This window comes from Kitasatospora sp. NPDC048662 (assembly GCF_055587065.1).
Map to the genome: position 1 here is coordinate 94021 of NZ_JBVJHA010000004.1, position 20290 is coordinate 114310.

16 protein-coding genes are annotated in these 20290 nt (G+C 70.9%); 8 read left to right on the forward strand and 8 right to left on the reverse strand.

Annotated elements, in window-relative coordinates:
* Window positions 1-23: 23 nt before the first annotated feature.
* Complete coding sequence (locus ACZ6R9_RS13880) at window positions 24-1340, reverse strand: DUF1254 domain-containing protein (protein ID WP_465538324.1); 1317 nt, start codon at window positions 1338-1340, stop codon at window positions 24-26.
* A gap of 529 nt (window positions 1341-1869) precedes the next feature.
* Here ACZ6R9_RS13880 and ACZ6R9_RS13885 point away from each other — a divergent pair.
* The 5 genes from ACZ6R9_RS13885 to ACZ6R9_RS13905 all read left to right on the forward strand — a co-directional run bounded on the left by ACZ6R9_RS13885 (window position 1870) and on the right by ACZ6R9_RS13905 (window position 8573).
* Window positions 1870-2181 carry a hypothetical protein gene (locus ACZ6R9_RS13885; protein ID WP_465538325.1) on the forward strand — a complete coding sequence of 104 codons (312 nt, stop codon included), beginning with the start codon at window positions 1870-1872 and terminating at the stop codon, window positions 2179-2181.
* A gap of 281 nt (window positions 2182-2462) precedes the next feature.
* Window positions 2463-3431, forward strand: a complete 969-nt coding sequence (locus ACZ6R9_RS13890) for an endonuclease/exonuclease/phosphatase family protein (protein ID WP_380478217.1) — start codon at window positions 2463-2465, stop codon at window positions 3429-3431.
* A 1600-nt stretch (window positions 3432-5031) separates the two neighbouring features.
* Complete coding sequence (locus ACZ6R9_RS13895) at window positions 5032-5448, forward strand: secondary thiamine-phosphate synthase enzyme YjbQ (protein ID WP_465538326.1); 417 nt, start codon at window positions 5032-5034, stop codon at window positions 5446-5448.
* 469 nt (window positions 5449-5917) lie between these two features.
* On the forward strand, window positions 5918-7828 hold the full coding sequence (locus tag ACZ6R9_RS13900) for a multicopper oxidase domain-containing protein (protein WP_465538327.1): 1911 nt from the start codon (window positions 5918-5920) through the stop codon (window positions 7826-7828).
* Between the two features lie 439 nt (window positions 7829-8267).
* A complete protein-coding gene (locus ACZ6R9_RS13905; protein WP_380478214.1) occupies window positions 8268-8573 on the forward strand; it encodes a YciI family protein in 306 nt (101 codons plus the stop codon).
* A gap of 288 nt (window positions 8574-8861) precedes the next feature.
* Here the strand turns inward: ACZ6R9_RS13905 and ACZ6R9_RS13910 are convergent, their stop codons facing one another.
* The 4 genes from ACZ6R9_RS13910 to ACZ6R9_RS13925 all read right to left on the reverse strand — a co-directional run bounded on the left by ACZ6R9_RS13910 (window position 8862) and on the right by ACZ6R9_RS13925 (window position 13560).
* Complete coding sequence (locus tag ACZ6R9_RS13910) at window positions 8862-9857, reverse strand: carbamate kinase (RefSeq protein WP_465538328.1); 996 nt, start codon at window positions 9855-9857, stop codon at window positions 8862-8864.
* 2 nt (window positions 9858-9859) lie between these two features.
* Window positions 9860-10864 carry an ornithine carbamoyltransferase gene (gene argF, locus ACZ6R9_RS13915; protein WP_465538329.1) on the reverse strand — a complete coding sequence of 335 codons (1005 nt, stop codon included), beginning with the start codon at window positions 10862-10864 and terminating at the stop codon, window positions 9860-9862.
* 23 nt (window positions 10865-10887) lie between these two features.
* The gene (locus tag ACZ6R9_RS13920) at window positions 10888-12111 is read right to left on the reverse strand and encodes an arginine deiminase (RefSeq protein WP_380478211.1); all 1224 of its coding nucleotides are present in this window, start codon (window positions 12109-12111) and stop codon (window positions 10888-10890) included.
* Window positions 12112-12213: 102 nt separating this feature from the next.
* Window positions 12214-13560 (reverse strand): amino acid permease, encoded by a 1347-nt coding sequence (locus ACZ6R9_RS13925; RefSeq protein ID WP_380478310.1) that lies wholly within the window; start codon window positions 13558-13560, stop codon window positions 12214-12216.
* Between the two features lie 650 nt (window positions 13561-14210).
* Between ACZ6R9_RS13925 and ACZ6R9_RS13930 the strand changes: the two genes are divergently transcribed.
* Complete coding sequence (locus ACZ6R9_RS13930; protein WP_465538330.1) at window positions 14211-15677, forward strand: LamG domain-containing protein; 1467 nt, start codon at window positions 14211-14213, stop codon at window positions 15675-15677.
* Window positions 15678-15722: 45 nt separating this feature from the next.
* Here the strand turns inward: ACZ6R9_RS13930 and ACZ6R9_RS13935 are convergent, their stop codons facing one another.
* Window positions 15723-17060, reverse strand: coding sequence for a DUF3533 domain-containing protein (locus ACZ6R9_RS13935; protein WP_465538331.1), 1338 nt, complete (start codon window positions 17058-17060; stop codon window positions 15723-15725).
* A gap of 193 nt (window positions 17061-17253) precedes the next feature.
* On the opposite strand from ACZ6R9_RS13935, the gene ACZ6R9_RS13940 reads away from it, so the two are divergent.
* Window positions 17254-17943 carry a MerR family transcriptional regulator gene (locus ACZ6R9_RS13940; RefSeq protein WP_465538332.1) on the forward strand — a complete coding sequence of 230 codons (690 nt, stop codon included), beginning with the start codon at window positions 17254-17256 and terminating at the stop codon, window positions 17941-17943.
* A gap of 144 nt (window positions 17944-18087) precedes the next feature.
* Here the strand turns inward: ACZ6R9_RS13940 and ACZ6R9_RS13945 are convergent, their stop codons facing one another.
* Together ACZ6R9_RS13945 and ACZ6R9_RS13950 are read right to left on the reverse strand one after the other, a co-directional pair.
* Window positions 18088-19188: a baeRF2 domain-containing protein gene (locus tag ACZ6R9_RS13945; RefSeq protein ID WP_380478207.1), complete on the reverse strand. Its 1101-nt coding sequence runs from the start codon at window positions 19186-19188 to the stop codon at window positions 18088-18090.
* 20 nt (window positions 19189-19208) lie between these two features.
* On the reverse strand, window positions 19209-19664 hold the full coding sequence (locus ACZ6R9_RS13950) for a hypothetical protein (protein ID WP_380478206.1): 456 nt from the start codon (window positions 19662-19664) through the stop codon (window positions 19209-19211).
* 269 nt (window positions 19665-19933) lie between these two features.
* Here ACZ6R9_RS13950 and ACZ6R9_RS13955 point away from each other — a divergent pair, with 269 nt between their 5' ends.
* Window positions 19934-20266: an Hsp20/alpha crystallin family protein gene (locus tag ACZ6R9_RS13955; protein ID WP_380478205.1), complete on the forward strand. Its 333-nt coding sequence runs from the start codon at window positions 19934-19936 to the stop codon at window positions 20264-20266.
* The last annotated feature ends 24 nt before the right edge of the window (window positions 20267-20290 follow it).

Consider the following 20290-nt stretch of genomic DNA (forward strand, 5'->3'; position numbering starts at 1 on the left):
CTCCGGTCGGTGGGCGTCGGGGATCAGTCGGCGGGCAGCAGGGCCGGGGGCTGCCAGGTGCCGTCGAGCGCGGCGTCGGCGGGGGCGTACAGGCGCAGGGTGAGGGTGAAGGCGCCGTCGGCGGCGAGGGGCAGCCAGTTGGTCCGGTTGAGCGGGGCGCCCGGGTCCTGGGCCTGGACGAGCAGGACGGTGTCGCCGGTGTCCGGGTCCGTGACGGGGGTGGTGTGGTGGCCGATCGAGTAGATGCCGGCGGGGTTGTCGATGAGGAACCCGTCGGCGTCGTAGGCGGTCAGCGACCAGAACGCGTCGGCGGGCGGGGTCTGGCCGGCGGGGAAGGTGACGGTGAAGGCGGCGTGGGCCGCGTGGTCGTCGGCGCTGACGCCGGTGGTCGGGTAGACGGCGTCGGTGGGGAGGTTGGCGCCCAGGGCGGTCATCGCGATGTAGGCGCGCTGGTCGTAGTCGGTGCCGTAGGCGCCGATGTCGGTGGTGGCGAACCTCCAGCCGTTGACGGGGTCGGGGCCGGTGTGGCCCTGGATGCGGGCTTGGCCGGCGGCGGCTGCGGCGTCCAGGTCCGCGTCGGAGAGGGCGTAGACGTTGCCGCCGGGGACGATGCCGACGGTGGCGAACTCGGCCATGGCGGCGGCGTCGTCGGGGGTGGTCGGGTTGACGGCGAGCAGGCCGCACAGGCGGTTGAAGAAGTCCCGGCCGCGGAGGGCGGCGATCTGCTGGTCGGTCGCGGTGACCATGTCGATGGAGGGGTCGAAGACGCCGTCGGGCGGCGTGTAGGAGCCGCTGTTCCAGTCGCTGAGCGGGACGAGGCCGAGCTGATTCTGCAGGTCCTGGGCGTTGGCCTGGTCGGCGTCGTCGTGGACCTCGATGCGGCCGGCGATCCAGGCGGTGTCGGTGGGCATGGCCAGCTGCGTGGTCCCGTTCGGCACGCTGCCGGTCCAGCCGGGGCCGGTGATGACGTACACCAGGGGCACGTCCGTGGCGGCGGTGTTGGTGCTGCTGGGGTCGTGCGTGGTGTTGGTCCAGTTGTCGAGGATCTGCATGAGCCAGTAGCGGTCGGTCATCGGCGGCACGGACAGCACCATGGGCTCGGGGCCGAGGTCGAGCCAGGCGGTGGCATACAGGGTGTCCACGTTCGGGCGCACGACGGCTTTGTTGTCGGGCGTGGGCAGCGGCGAGAGACAGAACTGGTTGGTCGGCGCCTGGAAGCTGGTCGCCGTGGTGGCGTTCGTCATGACCTGCCGGGTGAGGTCCATCAGGACCAGGGGATAGCCGAAGACGTAGGCGTCCTCGGCGACGGCCGGCACGTTCGAGTCGGTGGGAGCACTCACGACGGTTCCTTCCGATCGGTGGCTGCTGGCAACGGCCACGGAGTCTAGAACGGGATCACGCTGTGTGTGACTGTGAAAACAGGCCGTGCTCACTCCGCTTCCCGGGCGACCTCCGCCGTAGGTCGGGAACATCCTGCACAAGCCGTCTCCAACGGATCCGACTCCACCCGGATCCCCATGGAGACCAGGTGATGGAGGGCGGGGCCCGTTCCGGGACGTCGGCCGGGCTCCGGCCCATGTGGGGCGTTGCCGCGCCGCAGGTGGCTGTGTCTTTCGGGGCTGCTCCGGGGTGCCACGAGGCGGGAGGAGGTCCACCTCCCACGGGCTGGCCGGATGCTGTCGCTCCGGTTCCAACGTGCTTCGACTGCACATGATGTGACGATGTGTGACATAGGTCCTGTCGGGCGGGAACAGCCAGCCGGTCCTGCAGCCGATCATCCAGGCCACCCCGCCGCGCCAGTTCGCGCTCCGGGCCGCGGAGACCTGCACCGGGGGCGGCCTCACCGTCCACGCGGACGCGACCGGAGCCGTGAACGGCACCGCGCAGATCACCGTCACGCTGACGAACCCGTCCGGGAGTAACGCGACACCGCTGCCGACCCAGCAGGGCACCGCGACCGTCAGCGGCACCCCGAGTGCCGGGCAGACCCTCACCGCCGTCCCGACCAACTGGACCGCGGGCGCCTGCCACCGGTACCAGTGGCTCGACAACGGCGCCCCGATCGCCGAGGCACGCGCCGGTACGTTCACGGTGCCGGCGAACCCGGCCGGGCACGTCTACACCGCCCGGATCACCGGACAGCTCTCCGGCTACCAGCCGCTGACGGCCACATCGCTCTGAGCCGCCGCGGACACGACTCCGGCCCCAGGTAGCGGTCGTGCTGGTCGGGATCGACGCAGTAGCGGGTCATGGAGTCGTCCCTCCGGATCAGTTCTCCGCGCCGCCTGGCGCCGCTCTGTTCCGACGGATCGGCAGAAGTGCCCGGCGCGCTTCTTGTCCGTCCATCGGAGAACTCCTGAGAGGGGGTGAATGTGCGGGCGTGTCCGGCCTGACTTCTCGACCCCGTTCGGGTGCGACCCAAAGACTGATGCCGGCCTGGCCAACGACGACGGGAGCAGCTTGTGAGCATCATCGGGACGTGGAACCTGGAGAACTTCTGCCGGCCGCTGCCGGCGGGCGCCGCACCCGACGCCAATAAATGTGCCGCGAAGGATCAGGCAACGTACGACGCGAAGGTCGATGCACTCGCGGGGGTGATCAGCGATCTCGCGCCGGATCTGCTCGGTGTGCAGGAGGTCGGCAGCCAGGAGGCGCTGGACGATCTGGTGGCCAAGCTCCCGGGTACGTGGCACACCGCCATCTCGGACCACCCCGACGTTCGGGGCATCCGGGTCGGTGTCCTCAGTCGCTGGCCGCTTCTGGACGTTCAGCAGCGCGTGGCGTTCCCGGCACATCTCGGGGCGGTGCAGGTCGGTGACGACGGCAGCACGATCGGCGAGATGGGCCGTGGCGGCCTGGCCGTACGCGTCGAACCGGCGCCGGGGCAGAGCCTGAACGTGGCAGTCTGTCACCTGAAGTCGAAACTGCTCACGTTCCCGGGCAACCAGCACAGCACCAACGACGAGGGCCTGCGGGCCCGGTTCGCCGCGTACGCGCTCTTCCGCCGCGCAGCGGAGGCCGTCACGATGCGGGACCTCGCCGATCAGCTGCTGCAGGGCGACGGCACCAACCGAGACGTGATCGTGCTGGGCGACTTCAACGACGGCTGGGAGGCCGCCACGACCCAGATCCTCTACGGGCCTCCCGGATCGCAGATCGGCACCAGCGGCTTCGACCACCCCGACCAGGGTGACGCGAAGCGGCTGTGGAACCTCGCCCCGCACATCCTGGAACAGGGAGGCTTCTCCCGGATCTTCGAGGGTCAGCCGGAACTCATCGACCACATCCTGATCAGCCACTCGCTGCTCGCGAAGTTCGACAAGGTCTCCACGGGCAACGGCAAGCTCCCGAGTGTGACAGGCGCACGGCCGGCCGCCCCGCACGGCAAGCCCTCCGACCACTCGCCGGTGACCGCCACGTTCAACCTCTGAGGGGGCGGTTCGTGAGTTGATGTCCGGTTCGGGATGAGCTTGGGGTGGGACTTCCGGTGGCCGGCGTTCGGTTGGCTACTGCTTCGTGGTGAAGCAGCCGATGCCCATCTCGGTGAGGACGTCAAGCTTGACGAGGCGTTTCGGCTTGGCCCGGGTGCCTTCGATGGTCTTCGCCAGGAGTTCGTGGTCGAGGACTTCGCAGGCGCCACGGGCCCGAAGGGGGGGCGGCGGCCTCGTTGAGGACGGTGAGGATGCGCGCGTGGTCCGGGTGCTTCGGCAGACCGGGCGAGGAGGGGCGGGTCGGGAGGCGGAGGAGGACGGGCGGTGCTCGTACTCGCGAACCAGGCGCCGGTGCAGTATCAGGATCCCGTAGGCGAGCCCTGCTCGTTCGTCAAGTCGCTTGGGTAGGGCTTGCGTTCACTCGTGCCACCACCCCAACAGGGCACCGCTCCCGGGACGGTCGGGCTCCGGCCCTCTCCGTCCTCTCGGGTGTTCCTCGGACGGCTTCCTGACGCGACGACATACGGTCAGGCCGGTCGGCCACCCAATCCGTGACGAGGTAGCGGGGGGTCGGCCTGGTCGGTGGTCTATCCGTGAGATCGGCGGCCTTGGCCGGGGAGACCGCCGGAGAGTGCCCGCACACTGGACGAGTCCGGCAGTGGGGACTGTGCGGGCGTCCGCAGGGCCGCAGCTCGGCGGTCGTTGCCGATGCGCATGGCCCTCGCCTTCGCTGCGGTCTCCTCTTCTTGTTCGCCGGCCGGTGTGCCGGTGCGGGAGAGCATGCGGTTGGCCCGCCGTACGAGATCATGGAACGTCTTGGCATACCCGGCCACGGAACCTGTCACCGGGACGGCCCCGGGTGTTTCCGGCCGGCAGAAGTGCAGGCCCTGGGGCCCGGTGGCGACATGGGGAGCCCGCCGGGTGCGACCGGCCGCCAACCCGCTCAAGTGCTCCAGCAGTTCGGTGTCCGCGGGCATTGGTACCTGGCGCCGTTGCGCCCCGAGCAGTGGGCGGAACGAAGCCCGAACTGGGGCTCTGCCCTTGCGGACGACCCACACGCTTACCGTGGGCATGCGGGCACCGCGCTTCATGCCCGCTCCGCGGAGTGCTCTGCGGGGCCGCAGTTCCGGCTGTGGGTGACAGGCGTCGAGTCCATACGACCGATCATGCCGCATGGTGATTGAACGACGCAGTGTCGTACGCCCCCAGCAGCCTTGGCGGACGACCCCGATCACGCGTCGGCCGCTGAACTGCCGGGTGATCCTGCCTACTTGCGTGTCGTGTACCACCATGCGCATCCGGCGGACCCGTACGACGACGAGGACACTCTTGAGCAGTGGCAGGTTTCCGTCCTCGCACCGCCCGACGCCGAGGAGGGACTCGGCGACGACCGGGATCCGGACCTGGCCCCGGTGAGCGGCCGGGCCTTCCTCTACCGTCTGCGCGACGACACCGAGTTGGGCGCGGCCGGTGAGGTCGCCGAGTTCGGAGTTCTCCGCGTGGGCGGGCTCGGTGGCGGCCTCCGTGCGGGTGGCCCCGGTCTGGTCTTCGTCGGCGGGGCCGTGCAGGGTGCGGCCGGTGCGGCGCGCGGTCGAGCGGGATGGAACGAGCGGCCGCAACGGACGGGCGGGGCGAGCTGCGCCTGCTGGTCGCCGGCGCCGGTGTCACCGACGGCACGCTGCACATCTACTGCGGCCACACCACCTGCGGACTGATCGCCAACGAGAACGAGAGTGGACTGGACGCCGACCTGAAGGGTGTCCTGGAGCGCGTCGCCCCGCACTCCGACCACCACTACTACGCCCACGACAAGACGCGCACCCCCAACGAACGGCTGCTGCACGGCGAGCGTGACAACGGGCACTCCCACGTCCGTGCCCTGGTCTCCACCCATCCGGAGCTGCACATCCCGATCATCGGTGGCGAGCTGTACCTGGGTCGGTGGCAGACCATCAGGCTGGCCGAGTTCGACGGGCCCCGCACCCGGGAGCTGCTCGTCCGCGTCTACCGCGCCTGACCCTCCCACCCTCCGCCGTGCGCGAGGAGCGCGTGCGGCGGAGGGCGCGTACGCTACGCCCGCCAGTTGGGTTGCACGGGATGCCGTGGGACGAAAGAAACGGAAGAACGAGCGCCGTGTCCCAACCCTGTCTTCTCTTCGCCCCGGTCGGAAGCGGGCCGCTTTGGTGAGGTGGGCGGCGACCGCAGCAGGGTGAGCAGCAGCCGGCGCCGGGGGCGCGGCTTGTTCGGGACGGGTGCCGGGGGCGGTGTGCGTGGCGTGAGCCATGTGTCGCCCAGGCGATCCGGACCGGCTGGCGGCAGGGCCTGGCCGCTGTCCTGCCGTCCGGTGTGCTGCTCTCGCTGCCGCGCGCACCCGACGCATGGCTCCTAGATTGTGAGTTGGTATGCGTACCGCTGGCGACGGATTTGGTGTCGGCGCTTCCGCGGCGGTACGTGCGTCACAGGCGCCGGGGAGAAGAGGACTGGTAGTGGCCACGCTCGAATACTGGATTCAGCTGGAGAACCGTCCCTGGGACGCGTCGCCGAACGGCAGGGACCGGATGACTGGTCAGACGCTCGAGGCGATCACCGGGAAGGCTCCGGTGTCCGTCTTGCTCACGTCGCCGGGCACCGGGGTCTCAGCGACGCGGACCATGCACAATCCGCTGCGGGACAGCAATGGCGACGTCAAGGACGCCCTCATTCTGCGCAGGTACAAACCGCCGGCGAAGGCGGACGGTAGTGACGCGTGGACCGTCCCGGACGATCGCAAGGTGAATCCGTGGGACCTGAACGAGCCTGATCCCACGGATGCCGGGACGATGGGAACGATTCCCGGGCCGGTCATCGAGTGTGAAGTCGGAGATACCGTGCTCGTGCATTTTCGCAACATGGACATGCGGTCCATGGGGCAGATGCCGCTGCCGATCGAGAAACGGGTGCACAGTCTGCACACCCACGGGTTCGCGTTCGAGCGGGCCCAGGACGGCGCGTACCCGTTGTCACCGCCGGACCCGGGCCAGGCGGTTCCACCGTCCGAGGCGAGCGCCTGGGCAGGGGTTCCGGGCTTCTCGGGAAGCCTGAAGCAGGGTGACCGGGTGCCACCGGGCGGTACCTTCACCTACCGCTGGGAGACCTTCGGCTGGCCTACGACGGCCGGTGTCTGGCTGTACCACGATCACTCCATCTGCGACATGGAGAACGTCGAGCTCGGAGCGATCGGGATCGTCGTGATTCACAACCCCGCGGACGATCAGCACGAGGTGGACATCCGGCTCCCCGGTGACCCGACGTCACCCGATCCCGCCCTGCTGCCGGGAGGGTCACCGAACGGTAGTCCGGTCGCCAGCTCCTGCCTGCCGCTGGGGGACCTGCCCGTTCTGCCGCACCACCTCGCGGGCCTCGGCGCGCCGGCGGCCCCCGGACGCCAAGGGAACGGCCACGAGCCGGCACCTGAGGCCGAGCACATCGAGCGGGACCGCGGCCGCGGGCCGAAGGTGGAGCGCGTCACCCGCGTCGGGGGTCTGAGCCTTGAGCTCGACGAGGACCTGAGGAGGGCGAGCGGCATCTGTCTTCCGGTGTACCAGCAGCCGCCGTCCAAGGCGCTGTACTTGCAGCTGTTCCACGCGCTCAACGGTGCCGTGGGGATGACGGTCAACGGCCGCAGCTTCCTCGGCAACACGCCGACGATGATCGCGGGCCGCGACACCCGGATGCGCTTTGGCGTGGTCGGCATGGGCAGCGACACCCACACCTTCCACATCCACGGCCATCGCTGGACGGTTCTCGGTCCCGACGGAGCCGATCCGGGCACGATCCAGTCCAGTCCCGAGGTGGCCGCCGTCTCCCAGTTCGAGGACACGCGCGTGTTCGGAGCAGCCAACTCGATGGCCTTCACCATCGACGGTGCGACAGGAAGCTTCATGCGTGCCGGCGGCCCCGGAGAGGACCAGTCGATCGGCGAATGGCACATGCACTGCCATGTGCTGGCGCACATGATGACCGGAATGATGGGCTCGCTCCTGATCATCCGAGGCGGGGAGCTCGCGCTCGGCCTGCCCGAGGGCGTCCCGTGCGCGATGGACGGCGGCCACAACGGCGGCCACAACGGCGGAGCGCAGACCCACGAGGTGGTGATGCAGAACGCCCAGTACGTGCCGTCCAGCATGTCCATCCATGTCGGGGACCAGGTTCGGTTCGTCAACCAGGACGGCTTCGAGCACAGCGTCGACTGGGACACGGCGGGCGCACCGCCGAACTCGCCGGTCATCGTCGGCCAGGGGCAGCCCGGTGATACCTACACGACGCCGCCGATGACGTCAGCGGGCACCTTCGCCTTCCACTGCCGGTTCCACGGCGCGCCGGGCAGCGGCATGAACGGTTCGATCACCGTCGCATAGCAAGGCGGTGAACACGGTACTCGTCCCAGGAGAGTCCGGATCAGGGAGCCAGTGCGGCCGTCACCTGGGCAAGGCGGTCCCCCGGTATGGCGAAGCGGTTGGACGGGTTGCGGAACGAGTAGTGGCCGTTGTTGGTCCGAGGACCAACGACGGCCGCAGTCCAGTGCGCGGGGCCGCAGGGGCCTTGGCCTTCCAGCAGGGCGGCCGCGAGCTGTTCGGGGTCCTCGACGGTGGTTCGGTTGCGCAGTGCCTCTGCCAGGCGTTCGGCGGCCGCAGCGGGTAGGGCGGTGTCTCCATGGGAGGCTGCGGCGCCTCGTGGCCGACGGAGCGCCGGCGCGGCTGAACCTGATCTCTGCGGGACGAGCCCAAGGGTGCCTTTCCGGAGTGGATCAAGCTCTGCCATGCTGTGCCGGTCTGCTTGGCCTGCTGAGAGATCGGGATGGAGATGCTGCACCTGCTGCGTCTGACGTACACGGGTTCGGAAGAAGAGGCGGGGCCGTTTGTCGCGGGCCATGTCGCCTTTCTGGAGCGGTATCACGCCGCCGGCGTGTTCCTGGCCTCCGGGCAGACGCTGCCCGCTGCCGACGGCGGGGCCATTGTCGCCTGCGGGGCCGACCGCGAGGCGATCGAGCGGATCGCCGCCGAGGACCCCTTCGTGACTTCAGGAACGGCCGAGTACTCGATCACCACCATCGATCCGGCGCGCGTACACCCGGCCCTGGCAGGCCTGTTGAACGCCGAGTGATCCGCGCTCGGCCCCTGCGGTCCGGAGCCACTCGTTGATCACTGCGACGGTGACAGTGGCCTTGCGGGCAGGTGTCGCCCGTTCCAGGTCAACGTCCGGTCCAGCAGCTCGCGTCGGCGGGTCTGCGCCCGGCGCTCCCTGAGGGAGTTCAACGCGCGAACCGGGGGGCGTCCCCTCACGCCGTACCCGGTTCGTCGCTGCGTGGTCGTGCTCCCACGGTCGCTGGGTGTCACCTGCCTTGTGACACCGGAGTGATGAGGCCGTGGTGGCCGTGGCTTCCTTGTGGTGTCAGACTGCCGGGTGCGTTTCGGCACGGCCGTGGGCCGAAGGGGCCGTCGGCAGGGCGCTGGGTCCCGGCTCCGCGGCTTCCGGGTCGGTCCGGCAGGTGGTGCCGGTGGTGCCGAGGAGCGTGCCGAGTGCGTCGTCCAGCGGCCCGATGGCGGCCAACCCGCCGGTGCGTTCGACGAATTCGGCAACCGCCTCGGCCTTGGGGCGCATCGACCCGGCCGGCAGGTCGAGTCGGCGCAGCTGCTCGGGGGTGGCGCTGATGACCGGCCTGGGCCGGAGGGTGCCGAAGCCGCTGAAGACGTGGGTGACGTCGGTGAGGATCAACAGGGCGTCGGCGTCCAGCCGTTCGGCGAGCAGGGCGGCGGTGCGGTCCTTGTCGACGACGGCCTCGACGCCGCGCAGCAGGCCGGTGTCGGGGTTGCGGACCACCGGGATGCCGCCACCGCCGGCCGCGATCACCACCGTCCCGGTCGTCAGCAGCGTGCGGATGGCCGGCACTTCGACGATCTCCCGGGGCAGTGGCGACGGCACCACCCGCCGCAGCCGCTCGCCGTCCCGGGCGCAGCTCCAGCCGCGCTCGCGCTCCATCGACTTGGCCTGTTCATCGGTCAGTTGGCCGCCGATGAACTTGTCCGGCAGACCGAAGGCGGGGTCACCGGGGTCGACCTCGGTGTGGGTGACCAGGGCGGTGACCGCCCGATCGGGCAGCCGGCCGGCGAGTTCCCGGGCCAGCAGGGTGCCGATCATGCCCTGGGTCTGCGCGCCGAGCACGTCGAGCGGGTAGGGCGCGGTCAGTGCCGGGTCGGTCTCGCTCTCCACGGCGAGCAGGCCTATCTGCGGCCCGTTGCCGTGGGTGATCACCACCTCGTGGCCGGCCAGTGCGAGTTCGGCGAGCGAGCGGCCGGCCTCGTGGACGTGGTGCTGCTGGACGGTGGCGTCCGGGTGTTCACCCCGCTGGAGCAGGGCGTTTCCGCCGAGGGCGGCGACGATGCGCATGGTCAGTCCCTCCCCAGGGTGGCGACCAGGACCGCCTTGATGGTGTGCATCCGGTTCTCGGCCTGGTCGAAGACCAGCGAGGCCGGCGACTCGAAGACCTCGTCGGTGACTTCGAGGCCGTCGAGCCCGTGCTCCTCGGCGAGTTCGGCGCCGAGGTCGGTGCGGCGGTCGTGCAGGGCGGGCAGGCAGTGCAGGAAGGCGGTGTCGGGGTTGCCGGTCGCCGCCAGCGTCTTGGCGTTGACCTGGTACGGCAGCAGCTGGGCGATCCGCTCGGCCCACTGGGCGTGGTTCTCGCCCATGGACACCCACACGTCGGTGTAGAGGTAGTCCGCTCCGCGCACGGCCTCCTCGACCTCCTCGCTGAGGGTGATCCGGGCGCCGCTGTCCTGGGCGAGCCGCCGGCATTCGTCGACCAGCGCCGGGGCGGGCCACAGCTCGCGCGGAGCGGCGATGCGCACGTCCATGCCGAGCAGACTTCCCATCATGAGCAGGGAGTTGGCGGTGTTGTTGCGGGCGTCACCGAGGTAGCAGAAGGAGATCTCCTCCACCGGCTTCCCGCTGTGCTCGCGCATGGTGAACACGTCGCACAGGCTCTGGGTGGGGTGGCACTGGTCGGTCAGGCCGTTGAAGACCGGTACGCCGGCGTGCTGGGCGAGGTCGGTGACGATCTGCTGGTCGAAGCCGCGGTACTCGATGCCGTCGTACATCCGGCCGAGGACCCGGGCGGTGTCGGCGATGCTCTCCTTGTGGCCGATGTGCGAACCGTCCGGGCCGAGGTAGGTGGTGGTGGCGCCCTGGTCGGCGGCGGCCACCTCGAAGGCGCAGCGGGTGCGGGTGGAGGCCTTCTCGAAGATCAGGGCGATCCGGCGGCCGGTCAGCCGCGGCGTCTCGGTGCCCGCCCGCTTCGCGGCCTTCAGTTCGGTGGCGAGGTCGAGCAGGTGGTGGATCTCGGCGGCGGTGAAGTCGAGCTCGCGCAGGTAGTGGCGGCCGTTCAGGCTGATGGTCATGGTGAACTCTTTCTTGGCGGTGGTCAGTTGGCGGCGTCGCGCTGGATCGGGCAGCTCATGCAGCGCGGGCCGCCACGGCCGCGGCCGAGCTCCGAACCGGCGATGGTGACGATCTCGATGCCCTGCTTGCGCAGGTAGGTGTTGGTGGTGGTGTTGCGTTCGTAGCCGACGACGACCCCGGGTTCGAGGGCGAGGAAGTTGCTGCCGTCGTCCCACTGCTCGCGCTCGGCGGTCCGGACGTCCAGGTCGGCGGACAGGAAGCGGACCTTGTCCAGGCCGAGGGCCTCGGCGAGCGAGGCGGTGAGGTCGGTGTCGGGCCGGACGTCGAAGCCGGCCGGCCGCTCGGGGGCCGGGGTGAGGGTCCAGGAGCGCAACTGGTCGGCCAGGCCCGGGTACAGGGTGAAGGTGTCCCGGTCGATCATCGTCATCACCGTGTCCAGGTGCATGAACGCCCGGCTGGCGGGCAGTCGGACGGCGATCAGCCGGTGCGCGGTGTTGGTCAGGAAGAGCTGCTGGGCGAGGGCCTCGACGGCCTGCGGGGTGGTGCGCTCGCCCATCCCGACCATGACCACGCCGGGGGCGAGGACGTGGACGTCGCCGCCCTCCAGGTTCAGTCCGCTCGGCGTGGTGGTGCCGTCGAGCAGCGGCGCGGCGGTCTCGGAGAACAGCGGGTGGAAGCGGTAGATCGCGGCGGTGTGCAGGGTCTCCCGCCGGCGGGCCGCCTTCGCCATCGGGTTGAGGCTGTAACGCGCGCCGATCCAGCAGGAGTTGTCGCGGGGGAAGAGGTGGTTGGGCAGCGGCGCCAGGGCGAAGTCCTGGTCGCCGACGGTGTGCCAGACCAGGCTGTGCGGGCTGTGCAGCGGCAGGTCGTCCTTGAGCACGCCGCCGATCAGGTACTCCGCCAGGGTCTCGGCGTCCAGGTCCGCGCACAGCTCGAGCAGCGGGTCGACCAGCGCCGGGCCGACGGTGGCGGGGCTGACGACCTGACCGAGCAGCCAGGACCGGGCCTGCGGCAGTTCCAGGGTCTCGGCGAGCAGCTGGGCGTAGTGGTGGACGCGCACGCCGTGGTCGCGCAGCACCTGGGCGAAGGCGTCGTGCTCCTCGCGGGCGCGCTTGGCCCACAGGATGTCGTCGAAGAGCAGCTCGTCGACGTTGCGCGGGGTGAGCCGGGACAGTTCCAGGCCCGGGCGGTGCAGGATCACCTGGTGCAGGCGGCCGGCCTCGGAATCGACACGCAAGGTGGACATGAGGGGTTCTCCTCTCAAGGGAGTTGTCAGTACTGCGGGGTGGTCAGTGCGGGTGACGCGCGGTCAGAGCGCGGGGTGGGCGGGCCGGGCGGTGCGGGCCGCCTACGGCAGCGGCGACGCCTCGGCAGGGCCGGTCTTGGCGGCCGGGCCGGGCACGGCTGTGGGGTCGGCCTTGGCGGCGGCGCCGTGGCCCAGGTGCGGGCGCTCCACCCAGATGTAGGCGGGGATGCCGAGCAGGATGGTGAACAGGCCGTAGTAGACGGTCTGGTAGCCGCTGCCCTGGATCGACCAGTAGGAGAAGGCGAGGGCGAGCAGCGTGATGGTGACGTCCTTGACCAGTCGCCGCCGGTCGAGCTGCTCGCGGCCGTGCTGCACCAGCCAGTAGAGCTGCGCGGCCGCCGAGATCAGGTACGGGATCACCGCGGTCAGCACGCTCAGCAGCACGATCTCGGTGAACACCTTGGTGAAGCGGGTGTAGCTGACCACGGTCAGCAGCGAGGCGAGCACGGTCGCCGAGATGATGCCGAAGGCCGGCACCTCGCCGCGCCCCTTGGTGCTGGCGAACACGGACGGGAAGAGGCCGTCGCGGGCCGCCGCCATCGGCATCTCCGCGCAGATCATCGTCCAGCCGTTGAGCGCGCCGACCCCGGAGATGATCGCCGCGGCGGCGACCAGGTCACCGGCCCAGTGGCCGCCCGCGATGCCGTTCATGGCGTCGGTGAACGGAGCGCTGGAGGAGGTGAGTTGGTCGTGCGGCACGGTACCGAAGACGGCCAGGGTGCCGAGCAGGTAGATCGCGGCGCAGGCCAGCGTGCCGTATATGGTCGCCCTCGGCACGTTGCGCCGCGGGTCGCGCACCCGGCCGGCCGCCACCGAGGCGGTCTCCAGTCCGATGTAGCTGAACAGCGCGATCGCGCCCGCCGCGGAGATGGCGCCCATGGCGGAGCCGCCGCTCGCGTTGAAGGCCCCGAAGTTGCCCGCCTTGACGAAGAGCAGGCCGGCCGTGGCCATGAATGCCAGCGGCAGGAACTTCAGGACCGTGGTGACCACCTGGAAGGCGCCGATGTTGCGCACCCCGGTCAGGTTGACGATCGCCGGCACCCACAGGCCGATCAGCGCGATCGCGATCGAAGCCCCGGTGTGGTGGCCCTTGTTGACGAACACCTCGACATAGCCGACCCAGGCGACCACGATCGCCGCGTTGCCGGCCCAGGCGGTGATCCAGTAGGACCACGCGGTGAGGAAGCCGGCGAACTCGCCGAACGCCTCCCGGGCGTAGACGTACGGCCCGCCACTGCCCGGCACCCGCTCCGACAGCCGCCCGAAGGTCACTGCCAGCGCCAGCGCGCCGATGGTCACCAGAACGAACGCGACCAGCGCGATCGGCCCGTAGGGCGCGAGCGCGGACGGCAGCGCGAAAACCCCGGTACCGATGATGCTGCCGACCACCAGCGCGGTCGCCGCAGGCAGCCCGAAGGTCTTGTTCCCCTGCGCGGGTGGCTCGGCTGCTGGTCTTGCACGGTCAGGCGCGGACATGATCTGACTCCTTGGGCCATGGGCTGGGAGAACGGGACGGGACGCGGTGAGGGTTGTCGTTGTCGTCCGTCGATAGAGATCCTCGTCCGGCGAGGCGAAGCGACCCAGGGACCGACGGTCCCTGATCGTGCCGCCACCGGTCCCAGCCCCGACGGCCTGACGGCCCCGGTTCCGCAGCGGCAGCTGCACCGACAGGCCCCGAACGAACGGCCGCCACCTGCTGGTTTCGTCCGTGCCACACCCCGTCGGGGGCCCCTTCCAGCTGCGCGCTCAGCCGGTCCGGGACCGAGGTCCCCCCGAGGCGCGGAAGGTCGCGGGACCTGACCCGACAGGTCGTGAGAAGGGAGCCGCTGCGACAGCTGCACCGATGACGTACCCGCCCGAGTCCCGGCAGCGAGCCGTTGCCATGGGGCGGGCGACCGGCGTGCGGCGGGGGGAATGCGCTCTTGACGGTGGTGATCCTCTGCGACAGGTTGATTGCACTGTGTGCACGGGGGGTCGGTTGTGACCTCGGGCGCGCATCAGGCCACCACCGCGAAACCAGCGTCCCGGGAGCACCTTTCGTGACCGAAGACCAGCATCTGCTCAAGGTCTACAGCGACCGCGCCTACGTGCACACCACGACCGTCCGCCACCAGGGCAGTACGGTCGCGTTCGCGATGGACGACCAACGGCGGATCGTCTACAGCGTGCTGGACCTGTCGCGGCACGACGAGGCGAAGGGCGAGGCGGACGCGGCCTACTGGTCGGAGGAGCCGCTGGTGCTGCGCTTCCCGACGGAGCTGGCGCGGGTCGGCTACGCGGTGGCGGGCTCGGTGCGGATGCCCGTCGTCAAGCGCGGCGGGCGGGTGGAGGCGGACCCGGCGGAACGGCTGGACGAACAGGAACTGGACCGCTTCCTGTCGAGCACCGCGAGGCTCGGCGCCGCCGCCCCCTTCCACGTGGTCTCCGACGGCACCCACGTATACGTGCTGCGCCAGTCGGTGCGCGCCGACCACCCGGACGCGGTGTTCCGGCTCGCCGACGGCACCGGTTCCTCGGGCGACCCGGCCCGCGCCGACTATCTGGCCAAGGACGGCGAGGCCAAGCTCGCGGTGGTAGACGCCACGCTGCTGTGCGACCGTTTCGTGCTGGCCGGCGGCGAGTTGAAGCCGGTGCTGGAGGTCCGCTACCGGCGCAGCCGGCACAAGGGCCGCCCGGACTCCGCCAAGGACAGCCTCGGCACCCAGGACATGGAGGGCCGGCCGTTCGTCGAGCCGACCCAGGAACTGTCCTTCGTCCGCAACCTCTCCGGCGGCCGCTTCACCGCCCTGCTGGTGCCCACCGCCGTGCACGGCCGCGAGCGCTGGCAGATCTTCGCGCACGACGACGCCGCCGGCCGGATCGACGGCTTCAGCGTCGAGCGCGGCCGGGACGGCCTGTTCAACACCCAGGGCACCCAGGCCTGGACCAGCCCCGACCCGCGCCACCGGGACGCCGTTCACGAGAGCGCGCCCGGCACCTGCCCGTTCACCGGCCGCCCGCTGGTGCTCGCCGACGGCGAGGGCGGGCGGGCCGGGACGGCGCTGCGCTTCGACGGCGTGGACGACGTGGCCGAGCTGCCCAGCAGCGCCCTCGACCTGGCCGACCGCGACTTCACCGTGGAGTTCTGGGCCCGGCGCACCGCCACCGGCGGCCGCCAGGACTTCCTGATCGGCCACGGCGCCTCCAAGGGCGTCCGGCTGCGCACCCTGCACGTCGGCTTCCGCGGCGACGACACCTTCACCTTCGCCTTCTACGGCGACGACCTGAACGTCCCGCAGCGCACCGCGGACACCGAGTGGCACCACTGGGCCTGCGTGTTCGTCCTGGACACCCGCGAGCAGATCGTCTACCGCGACGGTGTCGAACTCGGCCGCCGCACCACCGACATGCCCTACGCCGGCCTCGGCGGCCTCACTCTCGGACGCGGCATCCGTTCGTACGGGCGCGGCGAGCTGGACGAGGTCCGGATCCCGCTGCCCGGCCGGCCGGGGCGAAGCCCGTCGTGAGGCGGGACGGGTGCGGCGCCGGCGTCGGGGTCGCGCGTGGGGAGGTCAGCCGATCGTGGCGGGTTGTGGTGCCGGGGTGGGGGGCGCGGACCGGTGCAGGCCCTTGCGGTCGTAGAGGCGGGTGACGGCGAGGCCGAGGGCCAGCGAGAGGGCGAAGCCGATGCCGGTCATGGTCCAGGCGCGGCCGAGTCCGGCGTCGGCCTGCGCGCCGAAGTAGAGGATGGACCTGACGCCGTCCACCACTTGGCGGAAGGGCTCGAAGTCGGCCAGGAACCGGTAGAAGGAGGGCAGCGCCTGCAGCGGGATGGTGGCGCCGGCGGACGGGATGGCCAGGCCGACCAGCACGAGCATGGACACGATCGGGCCCGGCGTGCCGAAGGCGGCGAGCAGGGCCAGTGCGGTGATTCCCATCGCCGCCGTGGCGCACGATCCGAAGAACCACAGCATCGGCAGGTGGGAGGCGTCGATACCGATGACGCCCACGGCCGCCGCCATGGCCAGCGCCGAGGTCAGCATCGACAGGACGACCATGAGCACCGAGCCGACCACGAAGTGACGGACCCGGCTGATGTGCCGGGCCGGCTTGAGGGAGCGGAACGGGCCCTTGTCGTTGGCGATCCAGCCGAGCGCCGCGTCCAGCTGGGAGTGGATCACGTTCGCGCCCAGCATGCCGCCGAGGACCAGGACGAGCGTGTAGAAGAACGCGCTCAGCCCGAGGCCGCTGTGGTGGCCGAGCGGGTGACCCTCCTCGACCACGGCCTTGACCGGGTCGGCGACCATCAGCTGCGCCGCCGCGCCCGGCGCGGCGGAATGTTCGGCTGCGCCGGATGCCGCTTGCTGGGTCAGCTGCTGGGTGAGCTGCCGGCCCAGCTGGGCGGAGGTGTTCTGGACGACCGTGCGGTTGATCTCGGCGGCCATGGAGGAGCCGAAGCTTCCGGCTGCGGGGTTGGTGAGCACCGTCATGGTCGGCGGGTGGGGGTCGTGCTGGAGCGGGCCGGCGAGGGCGGCCACGGAGGCGGAGAAGTCGTCCGGGATGACGAGCGCCCCGAACACCTTGTCCTTGGCCAGGAGGTCGTCGGCGGTGCTGCGGTCGACCTGCTTCCAGGAGACCTTGCCCTTCAGATCGGGAGCATGGGCGATCTGCGCGGTGATCTGCCCGCCCAGGTCGATCTGCTTGCCGCCGACCTGGGCGCCCCGGTCGGCGTTGACCAGGGCGATCGGCAGGTCCTTCGTCGAGCCGACCGGGTCGTTGTTCGCACCCAGGTAGAGCAGCGACAGGACGAACGACAGCAGGCCGAGGATCAAGGCCGAGGGCAGCCACAGGCTCCGGCGGCGCAGCAGTTCGCGCGCGCTCGCCCTGCGGGCGTGGGTCGGCTCAGACATGGTGCTCCAGGTGCGGTGTCGCGCCCGCAGCTGTGCTGGGGTGCGGAGGGGGCGGTGGTTTCGTGTTCCGGCTGGTCGGCAGCCTGCTGGAAACCTTCACTTTCTACGAAGATAGTTGCACTATCGAACAATGCCGTCCACCTGGGGATCTGGGAGACTGGTCACACACAGGACCGAGCGAGCGAGTGAGCGTATGAGGATTTCCGACCTGAGCCGCCTGTCCGGGACACCGGTAGCGACGATCAAGTACTACCTGCGGGAAGGGCTGCTGCCGCCCGGCCGGCCCCTCGGCGCCACGCTGACCCTGTACGGCGACGAGCACGTCCAGCGCCTGCGTCTGATCCGCGCCCTGACCTCCCGTGGCGGCCTGTCCATCGCCGCCACCCGCGACGTCCTCACCGCGATCGACCAGCCGCTCGATCCGCTCGCCACGCTCGGCGTCGTCCACTACGCGCTGCCCACCCCCGTGGACGCCGGCGAGGCGGACGCCGTGGACGAGCAGGCGCTGCGGGTCGGGGAGCTGCTGGCCACGATGGGATGGGAGGTCTCCCCGGAGTCGCCGCACCGGCGCGCGCTCGCCGCGAGCCTGATGGACCTCAGCCGCCTCGGCATGGAGTACAGCACCGAAGACCTGGTGCCCTACGCCGAACTGGCCGCCGCCGCCGCCCGGCTGGACCTCGACCGGCTCGAAGACATCGAGGACCGCCTCCGGCTCGCCGAGCACGCCGCGATCGTCGTCCTGCTCCTCGAACCGGTCCTGGCGGTTCTGCGACGCCTCGCCCAGGAGGACGAGTCCCGCCGCCGGACCGCGTGGGCCCGCACCGGCGACGGCGCGGACCCGCGCCCCGACCCCCGCCCGGCCGATCACGGCGAGAACCGCTGAATCGCCCTCGGCCCGGGCACCCGGGGCCATCGACCTTCCCCTGGGGCGCGAAGCCCGGGTCGGCCGCGGATCAGTTGCGGGCCCGGCGCGGGCCGTTGGCAGGCCGGGCTCGGGTTCGGGCGCCCGTGGGACTGTGGCGCCGGTTCACCCGGCGGTGTCCGGGTAGCGGAGCAGGGCGCCCAGGCCGTCCGGGAGGGGCAGCTCGTCGTGCGGAATGACGATGAGTTCGGCGTTGGTGCCGACGATCGCGCGGATCAGCGCGGCATCGGCCGGCTCCTGCCAGCAGGAGCTGATGCCGAGGGCGGCCAACTCCTCACGGCTGAGCCCGACTTGTTTGGGGGTGACGCCGACCCACAGCGGCCGGTCCAGGTCGAACGGGTCGTTGATCAGGACGGCTTCGGCCTGGCCGCGGCGCAGGGCGGTGAGGGTGGCTGCGAGGCCTTCGACCGCGCCGCTGTGGCGGGCACGGCGGGCCAGGAACCGGTCGACGCCGGACTGGTCGTGGGCGGACAGGCGGCCGCGGAAGAGGTAGTCGAGTTCGTCCTCCAGCAGGGCGCGCTCGGGCTGGGCGTCCCAGCCGTCGCTGTCGATGCCGATGGTGCGCTCACGCAGGCGCTTGGGCAGTTCGCGGGCCAAGGTGTTGCGCGCCCAGTGGTCGCCGGACAGGGCGACGGTCTCGGCCCCGGTGCGTTCGGCGAGTTCGGTGAGCTGCTGGGCGACCTCCGTGGCGGTCTGCCGCCATTCGTGGGCCGGAGCCCGTCTGCGGGTGCGGCTCTCGGGCGCCACACGGGCGGTGGGCCAGCGGCCGGCCTGCAGGTCCACTTCCAGTCCGGCCTCCTCGGAGGGCACGCCTGCCGACGGGGCGACGCGGTGCACCGCCGCGGCCACGTACGGGATGTCGGGGGCGTGCTGGATGGCGAGCGGCATCGCGTCGGGAACCATCGTGAAGCGGGCGGTGCTGTGGGGCGGCGGGTGGGGCAGCTCCTCGGCGAGGGCGAGTCGTCCGTGGGCGGCGAAGACGGCCTGGCCGTGCGGGCCGGGCAGCTCGCGGTCGGTGCCGACCACGCGGACCACGGCGCCGGTGGTGGTCATGTCGGCGCCCTGCGCGGCCAGTTCGGTTTCGACGTGGCGGCGGCGCAGGTCGATGGCACGGTCGGGGTCGTCGAGGTCGCGCGAGGTGTCGACGTAGGCGCAGGCGTAGGGGCCCTGGCGTGCGTACAGCGGGCCGAGAAAGGCGAGCTTCATGATCGGTTCCCTGGCGGTGGCTAGAGGTGTTGGGAGAGCAGGAGTTCGTGGGCCCGGCGGGCGGCGCGGGCGGGCCGCTCGGGGTCGGGCTCGTGGTCGGGGATCTCCTCCATGCCTTGGATGAGGGCGCGGACGGCCTGGCCGAGGGCCTGGACCTGGGCTTCGAGCAGCTCGATGCGTTCGGCGGCGCTTTCGAGGTCGCGCCCCGGCGGGCGGAGGGACGGTGCGTGTTCGGCGGCGTAGTCGCTCATGGTCGTCTCCTGTGCGATGACCCGGACGTCGGCGCCGGTGAGCAGCGCGGTCCGGACGGCGGCGTCGGCCGGATTCGCCCGGACGAGCGGGCCGGTGTCGGGCGTGCAGGCGGTGCCGAGTCCGGCGACGTCGGTGGGGCCGGGTCCGGACCAGGCGGTGCGGCGGGACACCGGATCGCTGACGGTGACGATCTCGGGTCGCTTCCTGCACTCCGTTCGATCCATCGGCTTCTGCTCGGGCCGGGGCCACTGGACTTCCAGGCTTTCATGCCGTCGCCGTCGCCGCCTGCGTGAGAGGACCGACGCCCGCGCACCCGGCTTCGCGGCCCGGTGATGCCCCGATCGCGTGTGTCCGGCAGGTGCAGCAGCATGGAGGGAGAGGACCGAGCGAGTGAGGAGGGTTTGAGATGGCCGGAGAGGTGCTTCACAGGCGTGGGCACTGGTGGCCGACTGCCTTCTCGGAGTGGTTCGAGGATTTCCCCGTGGACTTGCGGATGGGGGAGCACGTCATCCGGGTGGAGGAGTCCGAGGAGGACGGGACCTATGTGGTCAGGGCCGAGCTGCCGGGGATCGATCCCGCCAAGGACGTCGAGATCACCTTCGAGAACGGGGTGCTGACCGTTCGCGCCGAACGCAGCGAGGAGAAGAAGGAGAAGCAGCGTTCCGAGTTCCGCTACGGCTCCTTCACCCGAAGCATCCGGCTGCCTGAAGGCGTCAAGGAGCAGGAGATCGCGGCCAGTTACGACAACGGCGTGCTGACCGTGAAGGCGCCGATCGGCGAGGTCGAGAAGCCGCGCCGGCGGATCGAGATCGACACCGGCGCCTGATCCGGGGGGTTCAGCAGCACCGCG